This is a genomic window from Virgibacillus sp. (assembly GCF_013393565.1).
Taxonomy (GTDB): Bacteria; Bacillota; Bacilli; order Bacillales; family Amphibacillaceae; genus Virgibacillus; species Virgibacillus dokdonensis.
The window spans coordinates 33695-60674 of sequence record NZ_JABXHF010000001.1 but is presented as its reverse complement, the minus strand read 5'-3'; the positions used below and the strand labels follow the sequence as shown (position 1 = coordinate 60674).

The window sequence follows — 26980 nt, the reverse complement described above, 5'->3', positions numbered from 1 at the left end:
AATATAAATCCCATGCTAATTATGCATATATCTGGAGATAAAGAGAAAAACCGCATGAAAACAAGTTTCTTCTAAAACTTTCATTTCATGCGGTTCATTATAGTGATATTATATAAGTACATATTTTCTTCGACTTATACAGTATTCTTAGTTTTAGTATGCGTATGCATAACTACTTCATTTGTCTCTAATCTTCTACGGTTTCAATTCGTAAATTATCTAGCATAAATGTACCTTTACCAGTACCGCCATTTAATGATGTACCGTCATTAAAAATACCAATATACGTTTGGTAATTTTCTGACCCTTTTACCGTAAAGGTTGCCGTTTTCGTGTCAACTGCTGACGAAAGTTTTTCATTTATTTGAATCCCTTCCGCTTTATTAATGTCACGAACATCAATCGCCTTATTACCAGAGATAAATCGATAAGAGTCGGCTGTTGTTTGATAATCAAACGTTACTTTATACGTTTTCCCCGCTTCAAAATGGAAATGTTGAGGTATAGTACGATAAACGAGACCTTTATTACCTGTATTTACTTTCAGCGACCAATTTCCAGCTATTACATCATCGACTACTTTTTTGCCTGCCCAACCTTTTTGTGTGTACGGGGCATGAAGCTGAGATAAATGAACGCGGTTATCTTCTACGCCTTCTGTATTACCAACAACGAACGGATAGATACCTTGCACAACAGATTCAAAATCTTGTTCAAATACAGCTTCAGAAGCGTGGTTACTTAAGCTTTTTTGTACGATACGAATATCATCAAATTTCGTAATCCCTTCTCCAGATTCACGTTTTAAAATTAATTTAGCAGATGATTTTTTCGCTGTAAATGCTACTTGCATACGTTGCATCTTACTATTATATCCGTCATTAGTTGCATGAGAATCTGCTTTCACATAATTTTTTTGCAAGCTTCGATACGTATAATTCTCTACATTTTTCTGCTTACTGCCTTCGATTTGAATACTCGCTTTTGCATCACTATTATTTTCTACGTAAACTTCTGCAACATAATCTTTTCCTGGCTCTAAATTACTAATTTTCTTCGTTACTTTAGAGTCTTTGGTTGGATTTGTAAATTGCAAATAGTAATCGCCACTGCTTAAATTCCGTTCACTACCTGTTTGATCTGTTCGTTTCACATGAACCGATTTTTTATCGCCAGAAACCTTTGTATGCTTCGTTTTCAAAGTTCCAGCATTGAAGCCTGTATCACTAACGTGGGAGTTTTCACTCCATTCTTTTACTTGCACGCCTTTCGTTTGCTTCGCTTCAATAACGTATGGTGTAGCTGGTTGAGCGTTTAAGGTGATCTGATTATTTTTAACGTTTATCTTTTGTTTTTTGGATCTACCTTGATCGGTTAATTTATACACGTATACCTTCGATGCATTTTTAAATTCATCTGGTAATTCCCAAGTCGTTTTACCGCCCTCTAAATTCCAATGATACAATTTTTTTGCATCAGGTGTCGGTGTTTCAAAATCTTGTTCAACCCATGGCAATAAATAGGTGTCGCCATCTAAAACAACTTTGTCGTTAAGCGTAATTACTCGCTCTCTAGAATTGTCTTTTCTTGTAACTTTTACTACATCACCATTACTAGGGTCCTTTAAAGTAATTTCTTTCTCTAGATTCGTTTTAGTAGGGTCACCGTCCATCGTTTCCCAATTCATAACATAATATTTTTGTAAAAATTTCGTTGGTACGTTGGTGTCAAAAGTCATGTTTATAAATTGGTCAAAGTTTTTATCGGATTGCCAGCCTTCAAATCCAGCTAACTCAAATCCACCAAGCAATGGATGATCTGCTGTGCCACCAGCTTCCGGCCAATTCAGCACCCATGAGTCTCTTTGGTGATTGCTAATAAAACGAAGCACTTCCGAATTAATCCCTTTATCAGTTGGTCCACCATAATTTTTATCAGTAGCCCAATGCTGCCATGTGGAATAATTAGCAATAGCTGTGCCAAATTCCGTTGTCATTCTCCAGCCTCGATCAGCAAATTGCTCTGCTACACGATTAGATTCCCATTGATCTTGATACCATACATCTAAATAAATAAAATCTAAATTTGGTACATTTGCCTTCAGTTCATCCAAGCGTTTCGCACGCGAACCAGTATATAAATCTTTTAACTTATCGATGGTGTAAGACTGATCTAACCAACCCCATCCTTTTGCTTCTGGTCCATTTATTAATTCTTCACTAAATGATTTTGCTTCCGGATAAGCTTCCTGAGCATTAATATGCACACCAAATTCTGCGTTATATTTGTTTCCTTCTCTAATTAATGCGTTTATATCTTTTATACCACCAATACGTTCCCCAACATCGCCATAATCTGGATGTCCACTATCATGTCCTTCATTGGCGTATCCTTTTAAGAGAACTGCTTGTCCTAGTCCATCCGTTGCTAAAGCAACCTTTTTCACATTATCAAGCGTTTTCAAAAAGGGCTGTTGCGCATGAGAGCCAAAGTTCATAGCAATTCGTGTTCCTACTGTATTGTTTACCGTCTCAGCACCTTCTACTTTTGGCAGTAAATCTCGGTATTCAATGGCTGCATCCTGCCAATCAACTTGCCCATCGTCATTTATATCTTCTGCAATAACAACTTTAACGGTAGGGGTATTAGAAGCAGGCTGATTCATAAAATCACGGTGATAATATAAAGCATTTGAACCAATTCCCATTACTTTATTACCGTTTTCATTTTCATAACGGCTTGCTACAAGATTTCGATAACCGTTTACTTCTGAGCTTGACCATACGCCTGCGCTAAGTTCATTGGTGGATAAAAATGCCGTATAATAGCCTTTTTTTGCGCCGATATCCTTCAGCGTAGCATCCACTTTTACAGTAGTATCTCCCAGCTTCTTAACATCACTGCTCAAATTAGTAAGCTTGGCTTCGGCACCTTTTTGCGCATCATGCACCGAAATAAAATTTAAATCAACAAATTCTATTGTTTCTATTTGAACATCTGTTTTCGAATCTACTTTCTGTATTTGGTAAACGACTTGGTTGCCATCTACTTTTAATGAAAGCTTCACATGCACGTCTATATTTTCATATTCATCTTTTACATGTAATGAATAGATCGCTTCCTGATCATTTACCTTTTCAAATGCCACTTCTGGATAGTAAAGCATGTTATTCACCTTTAATCCATATACCGGCGTTTCTTGTCCATACATCATTTTCCCGTCTACATCATATTCCACTACTCGAGGATAGACTTGATCAACGGTTACATCCATATAATCAGAGCTTAACGTTTCTAATATAGGATCTTTACTTGGTGGTGTTGGTGGTACATATTCTTTTATTTTCACATTCGAAATGTTTATATTTGCTTCACCTCGGCTCTTTTCCAAACCGAGCAACCCTGGTGAATCAACACCTTCTGCTTGTGTCCAAGCACCTATCTTGTCACCATTAATATATAGGCTTGCAGTGTCATCCATAAATTTAACCCGAAGCTTATAAGTTTTATTTGCCTCTAACGCCACACTATTTGTCATGGAAGTCCACTTATTTGTCGGACCAAAGATTTCCCCAAAATACTGATTATTACTATCTCCGGTTCCAACATACGTATAAGCAGAATTGTCTTGAACTCGGTAAATAAAGCCAAAACGCTTTAAATCCGAATCTGCTGTAATATCCGCCTCAAAAACTCCATTCTTTATTTTAGGCATGTTACGATAGACAATTTTGTTCTTTCCATGAGATGTTACACCGTACGTAACGGAACCATCGTTGTTATACTTTAGCGTCCCATCTCCTTGTAAAACTTCAAAATCGCCATCTTCCAGTTTGGAATCAGTAATATGGACAGATTCTGATTTTTTTTCAGCTTTTGATTGCTTCTCCACTTGTACTTTTGAATCCTTTACATCTAAGTTAGCATCAGACTCTTCAGCCGCAACACGAGATGGAGACATACTTGTTATTATTCCTGTCGATACGAGCATCAGTACAGTAAGAAAAATGGCTAGTCTTTTTTGCAAGCTTTTACTCAAAATAGCAACCTCCTCCAAATGTCTATGTTTTAGTACTAGTACTAAGTTAAGCCTATCCTTAATGAAGCGCTTTCACAATAAGAATGTTGTTAGATTTTTTAGAGATATTGTTTTCTCTGCAGTGAAATAAGATAAAAGAACTAGCAAAATGGCTCATATAGAACAAAAGACTTACCAGTTTTTACGTTTTATATTCGTTGTCCATGACGCGTCATTGAACAGTTAGAAAAACGTGGGTGATACTTTAATTTTTCTATAGTGGAACGAATCAACTAAAGTTTTAGGAATCATGTTCCTGCAACAGGAGTATGCAGGTGCCCTCCGGCAAGCTCGTCTTTAGTCGGCCTTCCTATTTAGTACGAACCGATGATGACTTATCTTAGGGCAATGGAGTGAAGTCGCCTAGTTGCTGGACGCTTAAGTCGGACGTGGCTTATTCTGTTATTTCCTTGCCCCAAAGCATCTATTTTTTATATTTTCTTATCTTACAAAAAAATGTACTTGTCCAACAAAGACAAGTACACTACGCATTCAGAGTACATTCCTATATTTATTTACGATATCCATCAGGATTTCCCACGTGCCAATTCCAGGCATCCTCTATAATTTTTGTTATTAGGGTGCGCTTTGGATTCCATCCTAATATCTCTTTCGCTTTATGTGAACTTGCAATTAGTGTACTAGGATCGCCTGCACGCCGTTTCCCAATTTTGGCAGGTATTTTCTTACCAGTTACTTGTCTAGCTGTATCAATAATTTCTTTCACCGAGAACCCTTGGCTACTTCCTAAATTGAATATATCGCTTTTTCCTCCGCGCTGTAAGTAATCTAATGCAAGTAAATGTGCATCAATTAAATCTTGTACGTGAATATAATCACGAATACATGTACCATCTTCCGTAGCATAATCATCTCCAAAAATGGTTATATGGTCTCGTTGTCCCAACGCTGTTTGTAGCACAATTGGTATTAAATGTGTCTCTGGATGATGGTCTTCCCCTATCTCGCCTGTTTCTCTTGCTCCAGCAACATTAAAATACCTTAACGATACATATGTTATTCCATGTGCTTGTTCAGTCCATTTCATCATTTTTTCCATTGTTAATTTTGTTTCGCCGTACGTATTAGTTGGATGAGTAGCCATTGTTTCTGTAATTGGAACGGCTTCTGGCTCTCCATATGTAGCGGCAGTAGATGAAAAAACGATATGTTTCACGTTATATTCAGTCATGACTTGTAGTAAAACTTGCGTGCCATACACATTATTATCAAAATATTTCAATGGATTTTCCATCGACTCACCAACCAAAGAATTGGCAGAAAAATGAATCACAGCCTCAATGGATTCTTTAGCAAAAACCGTGCGTAAAAAATGAATATCACGAATATCTCCGTTATAAAATACAGCTTTCGGATGAATTGCCTCTTGATGACCTGTCTCTAAGTTATCTACTACGATTACTTCTTTTCCTTGATCCATTAATTGGTATACCGCATGAGAACCTATATAACCAGCACCGCCTAATACTAATATACTCATTTTGTTGTCTCTCCTTTTGTATGTAATGGGTGTTGCAAATAGCGCCATTAACGACTAATATCATCATCTTTTGTCTTACATACTTGATCTAACAGCATTCTTAAAGTACGCGCTTTCAAGATGACATTAACTTTTTTCATTTCAACTATATCCTACATCGCTTATGACTTCCAAACAAGTAAATACATCATTTACACAAAAATTAGTCGCATTTTTTACATATAACGGACCAAATAGTTACTTCTAATCCCTTATTTTTTGCATATATATCTTTTGGTGTACGTTTGAATTATAGTAAAACTACAATGAGGAGGAGTTATGCATTGCCAAACACCATTTGCGAAAGGAACATCAAGATAAATATTGATAACATGTGGTCATTTATTAGTGACCTTAATAACTGGGCACCACTGGTTCCTGGATATGAACAGCATAAAATGGTGAACCAAAAGAAATCTATCTGGATATGTGAAGGAAAAGTTGGATCGTTCCAAAAAACGGTTCAATTAACCGTGGTCATTACCGAATGGAATGAACCAGAAAAAATCTCTTTCCAACTATCCAGCAGCAACCAAATGCTAACAGGGAATGGAACCGTTTGCGCCAATAAACTTAGTGATAGAGAAACCAATTTTACTTTTTCTCTTACACTCCATGCAAAAGGGTTGGCTGGAAAAATGGTAAATGGCTCATTAAGAGCATTTCTACCGAAACTAACTTCAAGCTTCATAGATGCAATGATTCGTCATATGTACGGAACAAAGGCGCAAGCGCTCGTTTAGTAATAGAGCGACGGGAACGAATCAACGAAAGATTTAGGAATCCTGCCACTAAAAAAAGGTTATGTCGACGTCGGGTAGCAAGCCCATTTTTAAGTCGACCTTCCTCTTAGTGACGAATCGACGATGACTTATTGTAGAACGACTTGGTGAAGTCGCCTAGCTGCAAGGCGATGGAGCTAGACGTGGCTATTCGATTATTTCATTATTCACAAGCACCTCCGTTTACCATTTCCTATACTACGAAGCAGTTGCTATTGCTAATTCTTAACAAATCATTAGAAAAACTTGACACATCCCCTTTTCTAGAGAAAGTCGACAGCATATTTCCTACATGTTAGAATGGTATGCGTGTTTACTTTGCTTTTTAAAGAGAGGGATTTATATACATGACGACTATTACGAAAAAATGAATCCAACCGTACTAGCATACATACAAATTATCCTTGGTGCTACGCTAGTAGGCTTAGCTTATAATATTTTTCTATTACCTGCTAAATTGGCAGCAGGTGGCATATCTGGTGTAAGTACCATTTTATTTGAGTTGTACCAAATTAGTCCTTCTTTCGTTCAATTTTTAATAAATATCCCTATCTTTATTATAGGATGGATAGCATTAGGCAAAGACTTCAGCTCGAAAACGCTGGTAGGTACATTTTGGGTTCCATTTATTATTTGGTTAAGTTCCGACATTCCCATTACATTAACAAACCCTTTACTTAGTGCCATCTACGGAGGGATTATCCTTGGAGTTGGGTTAGGGATTGTTTATAAAGGAAATGGATCAACTGGTGGTACAGCAGCTATTGCGCAAATTGTAAAGAAATTTACTGGATTATCGAGTGGATACTCCCAATTAATTGTGGATGGAGTAGTTGTCATTTCTTCCATTATTGTATTTAACTTGGAATTAACACTTTTTGCACTCATGTGTATTTATATTACAAGTAAAACGATCGATATTGTTCAACTACAAACCTCTGCCACAAAATTGGTGATGATTATTACGGATAATGAAGAGCGTATTCAATCCATAATTCGAACGGAATTGGATCGAGGTTTAACAAAAGTACGTTCTGTTGGAGGTTATTCAGATAAAAAGAAAACAATGATTCTTTGTGTTGCAGAACAGCAAGAGGCCGTTCAATTAAAGAAGATATTGCAGCGAGAGGAAACCGATTCATTTGTCATCTTCTTGAATGCTTCCGAAATACTAGGTAGAGGTTTCTCACTTGATAAATATTATGGACAAAAACTCTAAACCATTTTTAATGTGCTTCTTCACATAGCACTCCCCGCACCATTTTTGTTCATATGGTACGGGGATAAATTTTGAAAACCGTTTTTATGAGGTTCCCTAAACTAGCGTTATGAGTAAACAAGCTCACGGTGAGACAAACGTGCAGCTAGTTCCTGTATTTTGGGCATGGTGCTAATATCCATGTTTCCACCACTTACAATGACCCCACAATGTCGGGATTTTAATTGCTCATTATGGGTGAATAAGGCGGCAATTGCTGCAGCACCCGCTCCTTCCATTAATGTTTTATTTCGTTCAAGCATGTAAACAATAGATGATGCAATCGCTTCGTCAGAAACGGTTATCATATCATCCACGTATTGTCTGATTAACGGTAATGTTCGTTCACCTGGCTTTTTCACTGCAATTCCCTCAGCAATCGTTTGGACGGCATGTAGATTTTCTGTTTTACCAGTATGGAAGCTTTTATAAATAGCAGCTGCTCCCTCAGCTTGCACCCCAATCACCTTCATATTTCGATTCACATGCTTTGCTGCAACAGCAATACCGCTAATTAATCCTCCTCCACCTACTGGAACTAATATCGTGTCAACCCGATCTTCTTGACGTAATAATTCCATTGCAACTGTCCCTTGACCAGCCATGACATCATAATCGTCAAATGGATGAATATATGTTGCACCTGTACGAAGCTGATGATCCATAGAAGCCTCATATGCTTCTTGAAAAGTTTCTCCAGACAAAACGACTTCTGCTCCATAATTGCGTGTTGCATCTACTTTTGCTTGTGGCGTTTTCTCTGCCATAAAAATTGTCGCTTTTGCCCCTAATTTACGAGCTGCATAGGCCACTCCTTGTGCATGATTTCCAGCTGAAGCAGTAACCACACCTTGATCCAGTTGCCGTCGCTTTAATTGCATTAATTTATAGGTAGCACCTCTAAATTTAAAAGCACCTGTTTTCTGTTGATTTTCCATTTTAAAATAAACATATTTCCCTAAAGCTTGATTCGTTGTCTGTGATGTTAATAAAGGTGTTCGATGAACAAGCGGAGCAAGTCGCTGCAACGCATTATATACCTTTTCACCTGTTAAGCAATCCCCAATATCTCCACACTCCCTATCGAAATTAAAATTTTTCCTTGATTTTTATCACATACTTTTTTCGTATCGTGCAATTTTTTCCTCATGTTGTAATGTTAAAGCTATATCGTCCAATCCGTTCATTAATTTTTGCTTATGATACTCTGGAATTTGAAACGGATAAACCATCTCTCGGTCCATAATTTGCTGCTTTTCCAAATCTACATCTAAAATAAGTTCCTCTCGTTCCGCTTTTTTTAACCATTGGTTTACAAGCTCTTCTTTTACTTGGATAACGATGATGCCATTTTTTAAAGCATTATTATAGAAAATATCCGCAAAGCTTGGCGCTATAATAACTCGGAACCCAAAATCTAATAGTGCCCATGGAGCATGCTCTCTTGAACTACCACAACCAAAATTTTCACCTGCCACTACTATCGAGGCGTCTTCATACCGTTTATCGTTTAAGTTGAAATTTTTTCTAAGCTCTCCATCATCATCGAATCGCCAATGGTAGAAAAGATATTGCCCAAATCCAGTACGCTCAATTCGTTTTAAAAATTGCTTCGGTATAATTTGGTCCGTATCTACATTCGTTCGATTTAATGGGTATACTACACCTCTATGCCTTTGAATAGCTTCCACTGGCTCCCCTCCCTCTTTTATGCATAAAAATAAGTTAAGAAGAAACTTTCGTGCTTGCATAGTCTCGAACGTCTACAAATCTCCCTTCAATCGCAGCAATAGCTGCCATTTCTGGACTAACTAGATGTGTTCTAGCACCATTTCCTTGCCTGCCTTCAAAATTACGATTGGAAGTAGAAGCACAGCGCCCACCAGAAGGAACTACATCATCATTCATAGCTAAGCACATGCTACAACCTGCATCACGCCATTCAAACCCAGCTTCTTGAAAGATTTTATCTATTCCAAGTTTCTCCGCTTGTAATTTGGTGCTAAACGAACCTGGAACAACAATGGCACGTACTTCAGGATGGACTTTTCTCCCGCTTACAATAGAAGCAGCTTTTTGTAAATCATCTAATCGTGAATTCGTGCACGAGCCAATAAATACATGATCAATATGAATAGAAGAAATTGGCTGGTTCTCCAATAACCCCATATATTGAAGCGCACGTTCTACATCTTCAGGGTAATCTGTCTCCTCTAAACTTGGCGTTGATCCACTTACAGGTACACACATAGCTGGATTCGTTCCCCATGTTACTTGTGGCTCTACTTCGTCACCTCGGATGCTGACATAATGGTCATATATTGCTCCTTCATCTGTAGCTAAAGCTAGCCATTGTTGCGCTTGTTGGTTAAATGCTTCTCCTTCCGGGACATGCGCCTTTCCGCGTAAATAGTCCACCGTTTTTTCGTCAGGGCTAATCAAACCTGCACGCGCACCAGCTTCAATGGACATATTACAAACGGTCATCCGACCTTCCATGGGAAGATTACGAATTGCTTCTCCCGTGTATTCAATAACATACCCCGTTCCAAAACGAACACCAAATTTAGCAATGATTGCTAAAATTAAATCTTTAGCAGTTACACCAGATCCTAAATCACCTTCCACATGGACATTTAATGTCTTTGGTTTTTCTTGCCATACCGTTTGTGTCGCTAATACATGCTCCACTTCACTCGTACCAATTCCGAAAGCTAAAGCTCCAAACGCTCCGTGTGTGGACGTATGACTATCCCCGCAAACAATCGTTTTTCCCGGTTGTGTTAAACCTAACTCTGGCCCAATCACATGAACAATCCCTTGATCAGGGTGGAACATATCTGCTAATGATATATGGTTTTCCTTACAATTACGCCGCAATGTTTCCATCTGCTTCTGCGAAATCGCATCTCTTATTTCATCTCTGTTTTTGGTTGGTACATTATGATCCATCGTCGCATAAGTTAAATCTGGTCTTCGGACTTTGCGATTATTCAATCGTAAACCTTCAAACGCTTGTGGGGAAGTTACCTCATGAATTAAATGCAAATCAATATATAATAAATCTGGTTTCCCTGCTTCTTGATGCACGGTATGTTGTTCCCAAATTTTTTCAATAATCGTTTTTCCTGCAGCCAATTTTTCACCCCCTCTTTGTTATGCATAAGAATTACAAATACATTGTGAAGCATCATTCGTAGCAAGGTTTCCTAATATTATATCTGTCATTTCTTTTGTTCCAACGACCGTACCGTTTTTAATAGATAAATCAGGCGTATGGTAGCCTTGTTCAAGTGTCATTTGTACAGCGTACTCTATTTCGTCAGCCTCCTGTTCCATACCAAAGGATTGACGGAGCATAGAGCTTGCAGAGAGAATCATCCCGAGTGGATTGGCAATTCCTTTGCCAGCAATATCTGGTGCTGATCCATGAACAGGTTCATAAAGACCTACGCCATCCGTTCGAACACTTGCAGAGGAAAGCATTCCTAAGGAACCCGTTAAAACAGACGCTTCATCACTTAAAATATCTCCAAACATATTTTCCGTCACAATGACGTCAAATTGCTTTGGATTTGTAATGAGTTTCATTGCCGCAGCATCGACAAGCAAATGATCCACAGCGATGTCTGGGTATTGTTTGCTCTTTTCTTCCACAACCTCTCTCCACACCCTGCTTGATTCTAAAACATTTGCTTTATCCACAGAAGTGACGCGCTTCTTTCTCGTTCTAGCTGTTTGAAAAGCTTTATCAACGATTCGCTCTATTTCTGTTTGAGTATAATACAATGTATCTACCACTGCATTTTCCTCTGGAATACGTTTTTTCGGTTCGCCAAAATATAATCCACCTGTTAATTCACGAATAATTAAAATGTTGCTTCCCTCTACTATCTCTTCCTTTAAAGGAGAGGCATGCAGTAAAGGAGTAAATGCCTTAATTGGCCGCAAATTTGCAAATAAACCTAACTCTTTGCGAATACCTAACAATCCTTTCTCTGGTCGCTTTTCTCCAGGTAAGGCATCCCATTTTTCCCCTCCCACTGCTCCTAATAAAACGGCATCCGCTTTTTTGCACGCGTGAATCGTCGTTTCCGGTAAAGGCGATTGTTCTCCATCAATTGCAGCACCACCTATGAGATGCTCTGAGAAGGTGAATTGATGATTGAAATTTTCAGCAATTGCTTGTAAAACACGTACGGCAGCATCCATAATCTCTTTACCAATACCGTCACCAGGAAGAATAACAATTTGCTTATTCATACATTTCTTCTCCTTTTCACTGAGTTTTTACAACTTCTTTCTTCTCTGCATTCACCTGTTGAATAATATACCGATTGACTGCATTTAGATACGCTTGCACGGAAGCTTCCATGACGTCTTGTGCCGAACCCCGGCCATTTACAGTTTCTCCATTCACTGTAAGTTGAACGCGCGATTCCGCTAACGCATCTTTTCCACCTCCGACAGAGTTAATCTGATAATCAATTAATCTTGTTTCTTCTTCGGTTAATGACTCTAGTGTTTTATATAATGCTTCGACACTCCCTTGTGCTGTACACGCCGTTTTCACCTTTTTACCAGACGGGGTCTTTAATTCAACAGCAGCAGTCGGAATGTTATTGGATCCATATTGTAGTTGAAACATTTCCAACGTATATTTATCCACTGTAGCAGTGTTGGTTTGGATCTCCGTTACAATAGTAAAGATATCGTCATCCGTTACCTCTTTTTTATGATCTGTTAATCGCTTAAACGCCTCAAACGCTTGCTTCATATTATCTTCTGTTACGCGCATTCCAAGTTCTTTTAATTTATCTTTAAAAGCGTGACGCCCCGAATGTTTCCCCAAAAACAGCGTATTTGCTTGAACGCCAACCAACTCTGGAGTAATAATTTCATACGTAGAAGCATGTTTTAACACACCATCCTGATGGATTCCAGATTCATGGGCAAATGCATTTCTTCCAACAATGGCCTTGTTTGCTTGAATATGCATTCCTGTCAGTTTTGCCACCATATCACTCGTTCTTTTTATTTCATCAAGCTTTATATTTGTTTGATAAGGATAAAAATCAGAACGAATCTTTAAAGCAACGACAATCTCTTCTAAGGATGCATTTCCTGCCCGTTCACCAATACCGTTAATTGTTCCTTCGATTTGTGTCGCACCATTTTCTACAGCAGCAATAGAATTTACAACTGCCATCCCAAGGTCATTATGACAATGGCATGATAACATTGCTTTTTCAATATTAGGAACATTCTTTCTAATATAATGGAACATATCCCCATATTCCTTAGGTGTTGTGTAACCTACCGTATCTGGTAAATTAATAACAGTCGCACCAGCATCAATGACCTTTTCAATAATTTGTGCTAAAAATCCCCAATCTGAGCGTGACGCATCTTCTGCTGACCACTGCACTTGTGAAAATGTTTGCTTTGCATATGCTACCATTTCTGTTGCTGTTGCAATTACTTCTTCCGGCGTCTTTTTCAGCTTATACGTCATATGAATTGGCGACGTCGCTAGAAATATGTGAATTCGCGGTTCATCTGCACCTCTTAATGCTTCCCAAGCAGTATCAATATCCGACTTGACTGTTCTTGCTAAAGCGATAACGGACGTATTTTTTAACGTGTCTGCAATTTCCTTGACCGCTTGAAAATCGCCTTCGGACGAAGCAGGAAAACCTGCTTCAATCCGATCCATACCTAACCGTTCTAACTGTTTGGCGATTTCTATTTTTTCTAACTTATTCAAATTGACGCCTGGTGATTGTTCTCCATCGCGCAGTGTCGTATCGAATAGTTTAATTGTTGACATGAACTTTCACATCCTTTTGTTTATTTTGCTTTTTCTGTAACGGCTCTGAAACAAAAGGCATTAATGCACGTAACTCCTTTCCTACTTGCTCGATTGGATGCTGGTTCTCTTTCGCATTAATTGCATTAAATTGCGGTCGTTTCGCTTGATTTTCTAAAATCCAGCCTTTAGCAAAAGCTCCTGTTTGCACATCTTGCAAAATTTCTTTCATTCTAGCTTTCGTTTCTTCATTTACTACGCGTGGCCCTGATACAAAGTCCCCCCATTGGGCTGTATCAGAAATAGAATAACGCATATTTTCCAAACCACCTTCATAGAGAAGATCAACAATTAACTTCATCTCATGCAAACATTCAAAATAGGCTACTTCTGGCTGATAACCAGCTTCCGTTAATGTTTCAAATCCTGCTTTAATTAAACTTGTCACGCCTCCACATAATACAGCCTGCTCGCCAAAAAGATCCGTTTCTGTTTCTTCTTGAAAAGACGTTTCTAAAATTCCAGCTCGAGCAGCGCCAATCCCTTGAGCATATGCTAATGCAATTTCTTTTGCCTTTCCAGACACATCTTGATAAATGCCATAAAGTGCAGGAACTCCGGCTCCTTCTTCATACGTACGACGAACTAAATGACCAGGCCCTTTCGGTGCTACAAGAAAAACATCGACATTAGATGGCGGGACAATTTGACTAAAGTGAATATTAAATCCATGGGCAAAAGCGATCGCATTTCCAGGTTGCAAGTTCGGTTCAATGCTCTCTGTATAAACGGTAGTTTGCATTTCATCTGGTAAAAGAATCATGACTACTTCTGCCTGTTTTACAGCATCTGCTACCGACAGGACTCTAAACCCATCCTCTTCTGCTTTTACTTGAGACTTTCCTGGTCTCAGTCCTACGATAACATCAAACCCGCTCTCTCTTAAATTCTGAGCATGTGCATGGCCTTGTGAACCATACCCAATAATAGCAATTCGTTTCTCTCTTAAAACCTCTGTGTTTACATCCTGCTCATAAAGTACTTTTGACATTTTTATTCCTCCCTATTTTAAATCGTAAATGCATTAAGTTCTGTCACCTGTGTTGGCTGCTGTCCACGTAAGAAAGCTGTTACACCAGTTTTAGTTAGTTCTTTAATCCCATACGGCTTTAATAATGAGATAAGTGCTTCTACCTTATCTGGCCTTCCAGTTACTTGAATAGTTAAGCTGTCTCTACTCACATCAATCACAGAAGCCCGAAACGGGGTAATCATTCCTTGTATCTCTGCACGTAACTGACCACTTCCGCCAACTTTAATTAATGCTAGTTCCCTCGCTACAATTGCTTTTTCTGTAATATCAGAAACTTTCAATACGTCGATTTGCTTATTTAACTGTTTTGTTAGCTGTTCTAACTTCTGATGGTCTTCAATTTCAACAACAAACGTCATTTTTGAAATACCCTCTGTTTCTGAGGCACCTACAGAAATACTCTCAATATTGAACTGTCGTCGATATAGCATTCCTGTAATTCGGTTGAGGACACCGCTACGATTTTGTACGGTTGCCGTAATAATCCGCCTCATTTTCTCACCCCAATCATTTCATGAATTCCCTTACCAGGTGCGATCATTGGGTAAACAGAAGTTTGCTGTACAACACGACAGTCAACTACAACAGGACCATCGAAAGCTAACGCTTCTTGTAATACTTTTGGAACGTCTTTTTCCTTTTCAACACGCATGCCGCGCACGCCATAACTATCAGCTAATTTTACAAAATCCGGATTTTCCATAAACAAGGATTCTGAATAACGTTTTTCATAAAAGCTTTCCTGCCACTGTCTCACCATGCCTAAAGCTTGATTATTGACAATAATAACTTTTACGGGCAATTTTTTCTCTTTTACGACGGATAATTCTTGAAACGTCATTTGGAATCCACCATCCCCTACAATCGAAATGACGACATCATCTGGCGCTCCCAATTGTGCGCCGATCGCTGCTGGAAATCCAAATCCCATTGTCCCTAAGCCTCCTGATGTTACCCAGCGGTTTGGCTTTTCAAACGCGTAATACTGTGCTGCCCACATTTGATGCTGCCCAACGTCCGTAGTTACAATCGCTTCTCCTTTTGACAAATCATGAATTTGTTCCATCAACCATTGTGGTGAAATAAATGCTTCCGATCGATCGTACCAAAGCGGATATTGCTTTTTATACGAAGTTAATTGATCTCGCCAAGCTGATCGCTCTACAGGCTCATTAGAAGTTGCTAGTAACGCTATTAATGCTTCTTTTGCGTCTGCCACCACTGGTATTTCCGTTGAGACATTTTTGCCAATTTCCGCTGGATCGATATCAATATGTGCTACTTTGGCTAAAGGAGCAAAATGCTGTAAGTTACCAGTTAAACGATCATCAAAACGAGCACCGATATTAATTAAAAAATCACATTCATAGATTGCCATGTTTGCTGTATAGCTCCCATGCATACCTGCCATACCAAGTGACAATTCATGCGATCTTGGGAACCCTCCAAGCCCTAATAACGTGTTCGCAACTGGAAGCTGAAACTTTTCTGCAAATGCGATTAATTTCTCACTTGCATTTGCAAAAATAACTCCTGCACCAGCTAAAATTAATGGACGGCTAGATTTGCTTAATGCATCCATTAGTTTCGTAATTTGCAATGGATTTGGGTTTTTATTTGGTTGATAGCCAGGAAGCGCAAAGTGATCATCGTAAACAGCATCAGATAACTCAGAAGAAATATTTTTCGGAATATCTACGACTACAGGACCTGGTCTACCAGTAGAAGCAATATGAAAGGCTTCTTTAATAATTTTTGGTAGCTCCAAAAGATTTGTTACTTGATAATTGTACTTCGTAATTGGAGTGGTAATCCCCATGACATCTGCTTCCTGAAAAGCATCGGTACCTATGACGCTGTTAGCTACCTGACCAGTAAAAACAACAATTGGTAATGAATCCATCATTGCATCTGTAATTCCAGTAATTAAATTGGTAGCTCCTGGACCAGATGTAGCAATAACTACCCCCGGCTTCCCTGTAACTCGAGCATATCCTTCCGCCGCATGAATGGAACCCTGTTCATGACGGGAGAGAACATGCTCAAATGGTGCATTGCTGCGATAAATAGCATCATAAATCGGTAAGACCGCACCACCCGGGTAACCAAAAATTGTATCCACTTCTGCTTCTACTAAGGCATTAATTAACACATCAGCACCTGTAACTATTTCTTTTGTACTTTCCAATTCATGCTTTACCTGCACTTTCACTTCTCGTGCCTCCTTTTAAAAAGTAAATATTAGGAAAATTTTGCTTGCCGCCAACTTTTTATTGTGAAAGCTATCATTTTTTTATACGATAATGCCTAAAATTATATAACGCATAAAATTAAGCTCTACACATATCATTTCTAACTCTCAATCATTCCTTTCCCTCCAAGATAGACCAAATCTTTTGAAAATATATCGTTTGTTTTCAGCGAGATAGTTGCCACCAATCTTAGAGAAAGTTAACTTATCACCAAAGTCTATTGGGCGAAAGCATTCGTGTTAGCTCAGATGGTTTCCTATTGTACAACAAATAAAAAACGCCCTCCTCCCCCATAAGACTGCAAGCTTAATTACAGTAATTGGGGAGAAAAGCGTCTGCTCTTCACGGTACCACCCAGCTTTTTAGTATCCTCACGAATACTAACTCGACGAGTATCATCGGTTACGGTATTAGAAACATAACCTAAACTCTTTTGGATAACAGGTACATACAAATTGCACCTGGCTGGCCTATTAGGTTGCCTGTTCAGTCCAGCACTCAGAGATGATGTCAGAGTATATTGTATTTCCGGGCTTCCAGCGTCCCCGAATCTCTGTGAATACAGTAGTCATACTCCTTTTTTCCCTTCATCGCATTAAATTCATATTCTTTTGTAAATAATCATTGTTTCCATTTATTTGTTTTTTTGATATTGCCGTTAATAATATACTGTTTTTATTCAGACGTCAACAGCTTTTTTAAAGTTTTTTGGTATTAATAATTTTATTGTTCATTTGTATACGCTTACAGAGTTGTCGGACTTCATTTAGCTATTTTTATTACAATTTCTTTACAAAGCAATATATCAGTTAAAACTTTATTATTATAGGTTTAATATAAAAATAACAATGCGCAATATATTTTTAGCATATATTGCGCAAGTTATGAATTTGAAAAAGTATTTCATTAACAAATATATTGGTATCTCACTTGACTATTTATTTAAATAATCGGTAATAGCTCCTAACGAAGAACAGGATACATTATGAGCATATTTACCTAACACACCTTTTTTGTACAATGGAGGAGCAGTCCAATGTTTCTGTCTTTCCGCTAATTCTTGATCTGATATTGCAAACGATATCTCTTTTTGCGTAGAATCAATCGTCACCATATCCCCTTCTTGCAAGAAAGCAATTGCACCACCAACCTGCGCTTCTGGTGCGATATGCCCGACGACTAGCCCATGTGTTCCGCCAGAGAATCTACCATCGGTTAATAGAGCTACTTTTTCACCTAGCCCTTTTCCAACTAAAATAGCTGAAATAGACAGCATTTCCGGCATACCCGGGCCTCCTTTTGGTCCGACGTAGCGTATGACAAGTACATCTCCTTCTTTAATCTTATTATCCATTACCGCTTCTGTTGCTTCTTTTTCTGTATTAAAAACCCGCGCAGGCCCTACATGTCGACTTACCTTTACACCAGATACTTTTGCTACAGCGCCCTTTGGGGCAAGGTTACCCTTTAACACAATAAGTGGTCCATCTTTACGTTTCGGATTATGAAAAGGCATTATCACTTCTTGTCCTTCTTGTAAGGACGGCGCTTCTTGCAAATTCTCTGCAATTGTTTTACCAGTTACCGTTAAGCAATCGCCATGAAGATACCCATTTTCATGAAGGAACTTCATTACAGCTTGTACACCGCCTACCCGATGTAAGTCTTGCATAACATACTTACCACTTGGTTTTAAATCAGCTAAATGAGGCGTCTTTACTTGCATGCGATTAAAATCCTCGATGGTTAAATTCACTTCTATAGCGTGTGCAATAGCTAACAAATGTAATATTGCATTTGTTGAGCCACCTAATGCCATTACAACCGTAATGGCATTTTCAAAAGCTTCTTTCGTCATAATATCTTTTGGATAAATGCCTTTTTCTAATAAGTGATAAACTGCTTTACCAGCTTTATTACAATCATTTACTTTTTCTTTTGATTCTGCAGGATTAGAAGAACTTCCTGGAAGACTCATACCTAGCGCTTCTATTGCTGAAGCCATCGTATTTGCCGTATACATACCACCACATGAACCTGCTCCAGGGCATGCGTGACATTCAATTTGGCGTAACTCTTCATCGTCAATGGAACCATTATTATGCTTTCCAACACCCTCGAAAACCGACACTAAATCTATATCTTTCCCCTTTAAAGAACCAGGTGCAATCGTACCACCATATACAAAAACAGCAGGTACTTCCGCATTAGCGATCGCAATCATACATCCCGGAATATTTTTGTCGCATCCACCAATAGCTACTAACCCATCTATATTCTCCGCGCCTACTACTGTTTCAATAGAATCTGCAATTAGATCTCTACTAGGCAAGGAATAGCGCATTCCTTGCGTTCCCATTGATATTCCATCAGACACTGTGATCGTATTAAAAATTAATGGAACACCCCCCGCTTCTCGCGCCCCATCTTTTGCTTGACGAGCTAGCTCATCAATATGTATATTACACGGGGTTACTTCACTCCACGTACTCGCCACACCTATCATCGGCTTGTTAAAATCCTCATCTGATACACCAACTGCTCTAAGCATTGCTCGGTTCGGCGCCCGCATAACACCATCACTAAAAACATGACTTTTAATTCGTAAATCTTTATCCAATGAAACCCCACCTTTCTTTCGGAATATTATATGCCTAATTATCAAATAGTTCAATATGTTTTTACTTTATTTTAGAAAAGCTAAAACTATCACCACACTTTGTGACGGAAAAACCCGATCGTTTTGCTATACTATATTCTTTATACGTTTTTAGTCTTAAGAACTTGGCTTTTAGCTAAGTTCACATGGCAAAATCCTTCACATTGTTTATACTAGACAAATAAGTAGCTCAATTCAGATTTTTTTACGTAGAATATCGCTTTTGAACATTTTTACTGTTTACTCGCATACACCATTTTTTACAACATTCAAGTACTTACTTATCACTACGATATCTTTGTTCCATTTGCCACCTCAACATCAGGTGCTAATAAAATAACGTCCCCTTTTTCTGGCACTCCACCTAATACGAGCACTTCAGACTTGAAGCCTGCGATTCGCATAGGCGGAAAATTAACAACTGCTGGTACTTGCCTCCCTACTAAATCTTCTGGTTCGTATCGTTTCGTAATCTGAGCAGATGCTTGTTTTATTCCTAGCTCCCCGAAATCAATATATAGTTTAATTGCTGGTATCTTTGCTTCTGGAAAAGGTTCTGCGTTTCTCACTGTTCCAATACGCATATCTATTTTTTTAAAATCTTCTATATGAGCCATATTAACGCCTCCAATATTTTAATAAAGTGAATTTTCAATTCGCAAAAATTTTTCATCCCACTCTAATTATTTCAACATTAAAATCTCGTTTTTTATCCTATTCTCTCTTCCACCTTCTAGACATGACCATTCGATTATTTTGTTATAACAAGCACCTCATTTTATATTATCCTAGACAACGAAATAAAGCATGTAGGGCTGTTTTTCTCCCTTATTGACTCAAACACACATCTTGTATTTGAGAAAAAGACGTGCTACTTTTAAGCACATAGCACACCTTTTCCCACTCCTATTATTCCCTAACCTGACCGTCTCCATAGATATAAAACTTACTTGAAGTAAGTGCCGGTAACCCCATAGGCCCTCTAGCATGTAATTTTTGGGTACTAATACCAATTTCCGCTCCATACCCAAATTCAAAACCATCTGTAAATCTTGTAGAAGCATTGTGATAGACAGCGGCAGCATCGACGTGCTGCTGGAAATAATCAGCATGTTCATTGTCCTGCGTAATAATAGCCTCTGAATGCCGTGTACCATACTTATTAATATGATTGACCGCTTCCTCACATGTAGAAACTAATTTAACACTAATTGCTAAATCAAGATATTCTGTATACCAATCTTCTTCTGTGGCTAATTTCGCTTTTGAAAAAGCCTTACAAACATTTTCGTCCCCGTAAATTTTCACCTGCTCTTTGTCCAGTTTTTCTAGTAAAGAGTTTCCATGTTCCTTAAACCAATCCTGATGAACGAGCAATGATTCGATTGCATTACATACAGACGGACGCTGTAATTTTGCATTTAAAACAAGCTTAAAAGCTAGCTCTTGCTTAGCAGAAGCATCAATATACATATGACAGTTACCAGCTCCAGTTTCAATTACTGGTACTGTTGAAGATTGTAAAACTTTTTGAATGAGGTTTTTCCCTCCTCGAGGAATCAATACATCTAAGTATTCATTTAACGTAAATAATTGTTGTGCCGTCTCTCTACTTGTATCCGTAATGAGTTGGACCGCATCTGCTGGAAGCTTTGATTTAGCCAAAGCTTGGTGAATCGATGCGACGATAGCTTGATTGGAAAACGTAGCAGATGAGCTTCCCCTTAAAATAACCGCATTTCCTGTTTTTAAAGCTAATGTGGCCGCATCAATCGTTACATTTGGTCGTGCTTCATAAATCATACCTATTACGCCGATGGGAACGCGTTTTCTTTCCATACGAAGACCATTATCTTTTTCAAGACGCTCAAGAACTTCACCAATTGGATCATCTAATGCAATAAGTTGAAATATAGCGTCATACATGGCTTCAATTCTCGTATCATCCAACATAATTCTATCTAAGATCGATGTTGAGATGCCACTTTTTTCTCCGACCTGTAAATCCTTCTGATTCTCTTTTAGAATCTTCTCCTTGTCTTCTACCAACTGCTTTGCAATGTATTCCAACGCTTCGTTCTTTTCCTTTGTTGTTATACCATTCAACTGGTAGCTTGCAACTTTTGCCAACTTCCCTTTCTCTTGTACTTCTGCCATCGTCATTCCTCCCTGTTTCATTTAAATTATGTTAATCTCACCCAACGGTCTCGATGAATTACCCTAGATGATAAGCAATCTTTGTCCACGCTCCTTAGTTGCAATTCTTTCATAATTACATCTGCTGAACAACTTGCCTCCCCCTTGCCAATTAACCCATTTTCTCCATATACTTCTACAACGTCCCCCTCCTTAAACTGCCCTTGCACTCTCCGGATCCCTGCAGCTAATAAACTTGCTCCTTGATAAAGGATTGCTTCTTCTGCACCTTTATCCACGTAAAGTTGACCTACCGGATCTGAATGAAGTGCAATCCATTGCTTATTGGTCGTAATCGAGCCTTTAGCAGGATTAGAAATATAAGTACCATCTCCACTTCCTTCCATGATTTGCGATAATTTTTCAGCGCCTTTTCCAGTTCCGATAAACACACTAACACCTAATGATAAAGCCATCTTTGCAGCTTCCAACTTCGATTTCATCCCTCCAGTACCTACTGAAGACCCATGTTGATCTGTCTGGTCAACCATTTCTTCTGTAATTTGGGCAAGATGGTCATATTTTCTAGCTGCTGGATTTTGACGTGGATTTAAATCATAGATGCCGTTAATATCGGTAAGCATAATGAGCTGGTCTGCATGAACAATACCGCTAACTAAAGCTGACAACATATCATTATCTCCAAATGTAAGTTCTTTGATGGATACCGTATCATTTTCATTAATAATTGGAATAACTCGCCGTTCTAATAGTTCCATTAACGTATTAAACGCATTTTTATATCGTTCTCGATCTTTAAAATCGTCTCTCGTCAATAATAATTGGGCAGCCCGTAAATCATATTCTGAAAATTTTTCCATATATGTTTGAATTAACAATCCCTGTCCTGCAGCCGCAGCAGCTTGCTTTCCTTTTAAGGTTACAGGCCTTGATGCATAGCCAATTTGTGGAAAACCTGCGGCCACTGCACCTGATGAAACTAAAATAACGTCATGCTTTAATTCGCGAAGCTTGGCAATCGCTGCCACATGTTCGGTTAACTTTGCCTCATCCATTTCACCATGTGCATTTGTTAACGAACTACTTCCTATTTTTACAACAACTCTCTGTTTCCTCACTTTACATGCTCCTATTCCCATATCTTTTATATTTTATATGTATCTATCACATGGATATATAACATGATCTTAACACCGTTGTTTTACTTATAATAAACCTTAGAAATTTTTACCTATAGTGAAAAAAGCCCTATTCATCCCTCTAAATCAAGGACGAAAGAGCTTCTTCCGCGGTACCACCTATGTTAGATGTTAGAATAACATCCCGCTTGCTTCGATAACGCCGAATATAGCGCCCATTTTTCATGGGACTCAAAAGGCAGGTTCTGTGGCTTCAAGCGTGGAAAGCTCCCAGCTTCTAACTCCCCATCTCTGGCACTGAATCATCCACATACTAATCCTTTTTTACCGTTCAACTTGTTTTTATAATATTATGGATACAAAAGCGAAGAATGTCAACTATTTTATTTATTTGGTTGCTTCTAGACGAAAAAGCATCATCTAAAACTCTCTTTATCTACTAAGTTTAACCGACTCTTTGTTTGATTCCGTTTTGATAAATAGAGATAAGACAAGTGCTATAATCGCAAACACTCCAGCTACAATAAATGAAACATTTACTCCATGAATCATTCCTTGAACACCTTGTTCTGGTAATGCGGAATTTGTCATCACTGTTACTAGTAAAGCTGTTCCAACAGCTCCGGCAACTTGGCGCATCGTGTTATTCATCGCAGTTCCATGCGGTATAAGATGGAATGGTAATTGGTTTAATCCTGCCGTTGTAACAGGCATCATGACCATGGCTATCCCAAGCATACGAACCGCATTTACTGTTGCAATATAGCCAAATGACGTATTCATAGATATATTTGTAAACATAAATGTCGTTATCGTGACAATAGACAGACCAATAATGGCTAACCAACGTGCACCGAATCGATCAAATAATCTTCCAGTAATTGGGTTCATTACTCCCATAACAATGGCACCAGGCAAAATCATTAAACCAGATTCCAAGGCGGTAAACCCAAGCATATTTTGTGCAAGAATAGGAATGATAACTGCTGCGCCAATCATTGCCATAAAAGTAACCATTCCTAACGCTGTTGTTAAAGAAAAAACAGCATTACGGAATACGCGAAATTCTAAGATAGGTTGTTCCAATTTCATCTGCCTTAAAATAAACATGGTTAATGTAATGGCACCAACAACTAACGATATAATTACCTGTGCGCTTCCCCAACCGCTATTACCTGCCACACTAAATCCATATAATAAACCACCAAAGCCCAATGTAGACAAGATAATCGATATCACATCTACTTTCGGAAATGTTTGTTTCGTAATATTTTTTAAAATAAAATAGGCAACAACGATGTCGATAATAATAATTGGCAATACGACATAGAATACACTTCTCCACGGAAAGTGCTCTACTAGCCATCCAGACAATGTCGGCCCTATAGCTGGCGCAAAAGCAATCACCATACCGAACATCCCCATCGCTGTACCTCTTTTTTCAATTGGATATATGAGGAACAGTATCGTTTGCATTAACGGCATCATAATGCCTGCTGCCGCCGCTTGACCGATTCTCCCAACCATTAACACAGAAAAGTTTGGAGCAATTGCACAAATAAGTGTACCTACCGCAAATATACTTAATGCTGTTAGGAAGAGTCCTCTTGTCGTAAATCGTTCAATTAAAAATGCCGTAATTGGAATCATAATGCCATTTACTAACATAAATATAGACTGTAACCACTGAACTGTATTGGCGTCTAACTGTAAATCTTGCATGATCTTTGGCAAAGCAGTTGCTAATAAAGTTTGATTTAAAATGGCAACAAATGCACCTGAAATTAAAACGATAAGCAGTGGTACTTTATTTACTTCTCTCGGATTATTTGTTGTTGTATTTTCTGAAGTCACCATACCTCCCCTTTCTTCATGCATAAAAAATATTTTCCGTATGCACGTGTTCTTTTGCTTGCTCCTGCATAATGGAGCACGTGAAATACTTGTGTTTATTCCAGAAACACATTGCACAGTGAAAAAATTCATTTCTTATACGATAAAGTGAGTCTTCAAGCAGTGAGATACTTATCATCCCACTGCTTGTTAGAAAACTTGATTTATCCCTCATTCTTTTTTTAAAAAACTTGGCTATTGTCAAGTCTTTATGACGAAAAACATGGTCGTTTTGCTTATACGATAAACCCTAACTTTCCTATAATGTAAGATAACCACGCTGTTGTTTGTCCTATGTTTTTCTATGGGAGCAATCGTATGAACTAAAGGTAGCTAAAGAGATAGGAGATTTAGATGTTGTTACCTCGCATTTTATATCTCCCAATTCTAAAGCCCACTTTTATTAGGAAAAACTTAATCATAATCAACATTCACTCACTATGTGACATAATTAACATCATACCATATGATAAAAATGATACAAACCAATACGTTTTTATGGTTTAAAAGTATAAAATCCAAATTACAGGAAGGATACTTTTAGTAGTGTAACGTTGTAGAATTTCTATTTATTTATAATAACATTCATTGACAAGAAATCAGTAGCCATAAGTAGTTGGATCTGAATTCTTAGCTAAACGTTCCATACAAAATGAAAAATATGGAAATCACACCTTTAAAGGGCAATTGCATACGCCTACTCAATCTTGTTCACAAAAATTTTTTCAGTTGTTTGTAAATATCATAATAAAACGATCCTCTAGTTCAAATTTAAAGTGAAGGTAGCTATGAAGTTCCCCATTTTGAAATGGGTATAACTGTAATTCTTTTGCTTCTGTTGCATGGTTAACAATAATTTCTTCCATTAAATCAACAGGAGTTTTATTCATTGTAAGTAACCCTAATTGTTCGGCAGTATGGTATAATTTAGCTTCATGTACTTCTTTAATTAGCTGATCTATGCCTTTTTCACGTTGCTTTATTCCTAATCGCCTGGCTTCTACCTCTACCTCAAATTGGATTAATGCTTGTTTTAATTGTTCTGTCGTTTTACCTTCACATACAACCCCCAATTGGTTGGCTTTCTTCCTTAATTGTTTATCATATACTTCTTTCGCTAATTGTTCTGCCGATTTTCCAGTTGTTTTTAAACCAAGCTGTTTTGCTTTTTGAACCACTAGCGTATAATGAATCGCTTCTAGTAGCTCTCTTTTACTTCTTCCTTCTGCCTGAATGGCATATTTTTTCCTAGCTTGTTCTATAATTAGCTGCTCTACTTCCTTTTGTAATGTTCCTTTAGATTTCCCTTCCACTTGAATGCCCATTTCCTTCGCCGTATACATCAATAACATTTTATTATAACGCTGTTGTTCTTTATTGTTAGTTGGATCGGATTTTGTTAACAGTTCATGAAGAGAAGCTTCTATTGCTTGTTGACCTGTTAAAAGCAAAATCAAAATCACACATATCGATACACACATTTTTTTTTGCATACGAACCATCCTTTGTTGTTAGTGCTCTCAAATATGTAGTTTTGCCAAATTAGTCAGCCACAATTATACCAATTACTTGAAACCTTCTGGATGATTATTCGTACATAGTAATAGTAAGGAATAACAGATACTTCCATACTCGCTAAAGCGGAATTATTTTCAATGGTAATTAGAATAGAATATACGATAAATACTTTTAAGTTTTTTAAAAAATCTACTTATTACCAAAATGCCTTCCATTTAATTCAGAAATAATTCCCAAAATTGGTTATGCGATAATCTTAGAAAAACTTGCTATAAATCCTAAAGATTTTATGTTTTTCTATAGCGAACAAAGAAAGGTTGGAATACATATGAAAAAAGTAATGCTCGGTTTGTTAAGCCTATCCTTGTTATTGTTGAGTGGTTGTGCCCTATTAGAGGAAACGACGAATTCTTTAAATTATGCAGAGGAAGCAACTGCCTACGTTAATGATTTAAACAATTTTTTAGAAAAAGCTTCTACTTTAGAAGCAGATGAATTAAGAACAGAACTGAAAAATCTACAAACTACAATAACTGACTTTATTGATATCGACCCACCTGCCATCGCTGAAGACATACACCAAGAATTAAAAAGTAGAAGTGAACAATTATTAGATACAACGAACAATTTAATGGATCAAGGGGAGATAACAGTTGAACAGTTTTACAGATACAGAGCTTTATCGTACGATTGAAAATATCCAATCACTGCAAAATCAAATTGAACAATTGGAACTGTAGTCGGGTGAACTGTTCTTTAATGGAGACTTCAAAGCGAGTTTCAAGTAATATTTTGGAAGTTT

General features: G+C 38.0%; 19 protein-coding genes. 3 read left to right on the top strand and 16 right to left on the bottom strand.

Annotated elements, in window-relative coordinates; genetic code table 11:
* Positions 1-187 precede the first annotated feature (187 nt).
* Together HLX49_RS00245 and galE are read right to left on the bottom strand one after the other, a co-directional pair.
* Complete coding sequence (locus HLX49_RS00245; RefSeq protein WP_483372437.1) at positions 188-3991, bottom strand: endo-alpha-N-acetylgalactosaminidase family protein; 3804 nt, start codon at positions 3989-3991, stop codon at positions 188-190.
* Between the two features lie 598 nt (positions 3992-4589).
* A complete protein-coding gene (galE, locus tag HLX49_RS00240; RefSeq protein WP_077705658.1) occupies positions 4590-5579 on the bottom strand; it encodes a UDP-glucose 4-epimerase GalE in 990 nt (329 codons plus the stop codon).
* Between the two features lie 323 nt (positions 5580-5902).
* Here galE and HLX49_RS00235 point away from each other — a divergent pair, with 323 nt between their 5' ends.
* Both HLX49_RS00235 and HLX49_RS00230 read left to right on the top strand, forming a co-directional pair.
* Entirely contained in the window at positions 5903-6361 is a 459-nt protein-coding gene (locus HLX49_RS00235; protein ID WP_077705661.1) for an SRPBCC family protein, read from the top strand.
* A gap of 406 nt (positions 6362-6767) precedes the next feature.
* On the top strand, positions 6768-7619 hold the full coding sequence (locus HLX49_RS00230) for a YitT family protein (RefSeq protein WP_077706942.1): 852 nt from the start codon (positions 6768-6770) through the stop codon (positions 7617-7619).
* Positions 7620-7726: 107 nt separating this feature from the next.
* Here the strand turns inward: HLX49_RS00230 and ilvA are convergent, their stop codons facing one another.
* The 14 genes from ilvA to HLX49_RS00160 form a co-directional block, all read right to left on the bottom strand.
* Positions 7727-8686, bottom strand: coding sequence for a threonine ammonia-lyase (gene ilvA / locus HLX49_RS00225; protein WP_237342772.1), 960 nt, complete (start codon positions 8684-8686; stop codon positions 7727-7729).
* Between the two features lie 84 nt (positions 8687-8770).
* A complete protein-coding gene (gene leuD, locus HLX49_RS00220) occupies positions 8771-9349 on the bottom strand; it encodes a 3-isopropylmalate dehydratase small subunit (protein WP_077705666.1) in 579 nt (192 codons plus the stop codon).
* A gap of 34 nt (positions 9350-9383) precedes the next feature.
* Positions 9384-10796 carry a 3-isopropylmalate dehydratase large subunit gene (gene leuC, locus HLX49_RS00215; protein ID WP_077705669.1) on the bottom strand — a complete coding sequence of 471 codons (1413 nt, stop codon included), beginning with the start codon at positions 10794-10796 and terminating at the stop codon, positions 9384-9386.
* Between the two features lie 18 nt (positions 10797-10814).
* A complete protein-coding gene (leuB, locus tag HLX49_RS00210) occupies positions 10815-11921 on the bottom strand; it encodes a 3-isopropylmalate dehydrogenase (RefSeq protein ID WP_077705672.1) in 1107 nt (368 codons plus the stop codon).
* Positions 11922-11937: 16 nt separating this feature from the next.
* Positions 11938-13488 (bottom strand): 2-isopropylmalate synthase, encoded by a 1551-nt coding sequence (locus HLX49_RS00205; RefSeq protein WP_077705675.1) that lies wholly within the window; start codon positions 13486-13488, stop codon positions 11938-11940.
* The gene (ilvC, locus tag HLX49_RS00200; RefSeq protein WP_296360351.1) at positions 13475-14518 is read right to left on the bottom strand and encodes a ketol-acid reductoisomerase; all 1044 of its coding nucleotides are present in this window, start codon (positions 14516-14518) and stop codon (positions 13475-13477) included. The genes HLX49_RS00205 and ilvC overlap by 14 nt, the downstream gene beginning before the upstream one ends.
* A 17-nt stretch (positions 14519-14535) precedes the next feature.
* Positions 14536-15054, bottom strand: coding sequence for an acetolactate synthase small subunit (ilvN, locus tag HLX49_RS00195; RefSeq protein WP_073008515.1), 519 nt, complete (start codon positions 15052-15054; stop codon positions 14536-14538).
* A complete protein-coding gene (ilvB, locus tag HLX49_RS00190; protein ID WP_101932448.1) occupies positions 15051-16772 on the bottom strand; it encodes an acetolactate synthase large subunit in 1722 nt (573 codons plus the stop codon). Before ilvB ends, ilvN begins: the two co-directional genes overlap by 4 nt.
* A gap of 974 nt (positions 16773-17746) precedes the next feature.
* A complete protein-coding gene (gene ilvD / locus HLX49_RS00185) occupies positions 17747-19432 on the bottom strand; it encodes a dihydroxy-acid dehydratase (RefSeq protein ID WP_101932449.1) in 1686 nt (561 codons plus the stop codon).
* A 326-nt stretch (positions 19433-19758) separates the two neighbouring features.
* Complete coding sequence (gene csaA / locus HLX49_RS00180; protein WP_101932450.1) at positions 19759-20088, bottom strand: chaperone CsaA; 330 nt, start codon at positions 20086-20088, stop codon at positions 19759-19761.
* Between the two features lie 292 nt (positions 20089-20380).
* Positions 20381-21628: a glutamate-5-semialdehyde dehydrogenase gene (locus HLX49_RS00175; protein WP_164085271.1), complete on the bottom strand. Its 1248-nt coding sequence runs from the start codon at positions 21626-21628 to the stop codon at positions 20381-20383.
* A gap of 26 nt (positions 21629-21654) precedes the next feature.
* Positions 21655-22746 (bottom strand): glutamate 5-kinase, encoded by a 1092-nt coding sequence (gene proB, locus HLX49_RS00170; RefSeq protein WP_296360350.1) that lies wholly within the window; start codon positions 22744-22746, stop codon positions 21655-21657.
* Positions 22747-23199: 453 nt separating this feature from the next.
* Positions 23200-24624, bottom strand: a complete 1425-nt coding sequence (locus tag HLX49_RS00165; protein WP_077705695.1) for an MDR family MFS transporter — start codon at positions 24622-24624, stop codon at positions 23200-23202.
* 761 nt (positions 24625-25385) lie between these two features.
* Positions 25386-26153 carry a hypothetical protein gene (locus tag HLX49_RS00160; protein ID WP_101932453.1) on the bottom strand — a complete coding sequence of 256 codons (768 nt, stop codon included), beginning with the start codon at positions 26151-26153 and terminating at the stop codon, positions 25386-25388.
* Positions 26154-26506: 353 nt separating this feature from the next.
* Here HLX49_RS00160 and HLX49_RS00155 point away from each other — a divergent pair, with 353 nt between their 5' ends.
* Positions 26507-26872 carry a DUF6376 family protein gene (locus HLX49_RS00155; protein ID WP_296360349.1) on the top strand — a complete coding sequence of 122 codons (366 nt, stop codon included), beginning with the start codon at positions 26507-26509 and terminating at the stop codon, positions 26870-26872.
* Positions 26873-26980 lie beyond the last annotated feature (108 nt).

Bases quoted from the DNA above. Each gene is read 5' to 3' on its own strand.
- HLX49_RS00245 (WP_483372437.1), bottom strand. From the start codon at position 3,991: ATGCTCGTATCGACAGGAATAATAACAAGTATGTCTCCATCTCGTGTT.
- galE (WP_077705658.1), bottom strand. From the start codon at position 5,579: ATGAGTATATTAGTATTAGGCGGTGCTGGTTATATAGGTTCTCATGCG.
- HLX49_RS00230 (WP_077706942.1), top strand. From the start codon at position 6,768: ATGAATCCAACCGTACTAGCATACATACAAATTATCCTTGGTGCTACG.
- leuB (WP_077705672.1), bottom strand. From the start codon at position 11,921: ATGAATAAGCAAATTGTTATTCTTCCTGGTGACGGTATTGGTAAAGAG.
- HLX49_RS00205 (WP_077705675.1), bottom strand. From the start codon at position 13,488: ATGTCAACAATTAAACTATTCGATACGACACTGCGCGATGGAGAACAA.
- ilvC (WP_296360351.1), bottom strand. From the start codon at position 14,518: ATGTCAAAAGTACTTTATGAGCAGGATGTAAACACAGAGGTTTTAAGA.
- ilvN (WP_073008515.1), bottom strand. From the start codon at position 15,054: ATGAGGCGGATTATTACGGCAACCGTACAAAATCGTAGCGGTGTCCTC.
- csaA (WP_101932450.1), bottom strand. From the start codon at position 20,088: ATGGCTCATATAGAAGATTTTAAAAAAATAGATATGCGTATTGGAACA.
- HLX49_RS00175 (WP_164085271.1), bottom strand. From the start codon at position 21,628: ATGGCAGAAGTACAAGAGAAAGGGAAGTTGGCAAAAGTTGCAAGCTAC.
- HLX49_RS00165 (WP_077705695.1), bottom strand. From the start codon at position 24,624: ATGGTGACTTCAGAAAATACAACAACAAATAATCCGAGAGAAGTAAAT.
- HLX49_RS00160 (WP_101932453.1), bottom strand. From the start codon at position 26,153: ATGCAAAAAAAAATGTGTGTATCGATATGTGTGATTTTGATTTTGCTT.
- HLX49_RS00155 (WP_296360349.1), top strand. From the start codon at position 26,507: ATGAAAAAAGTAATGCTCGGTTTGTTAAGCCTATCCTTGTTATTGTTG.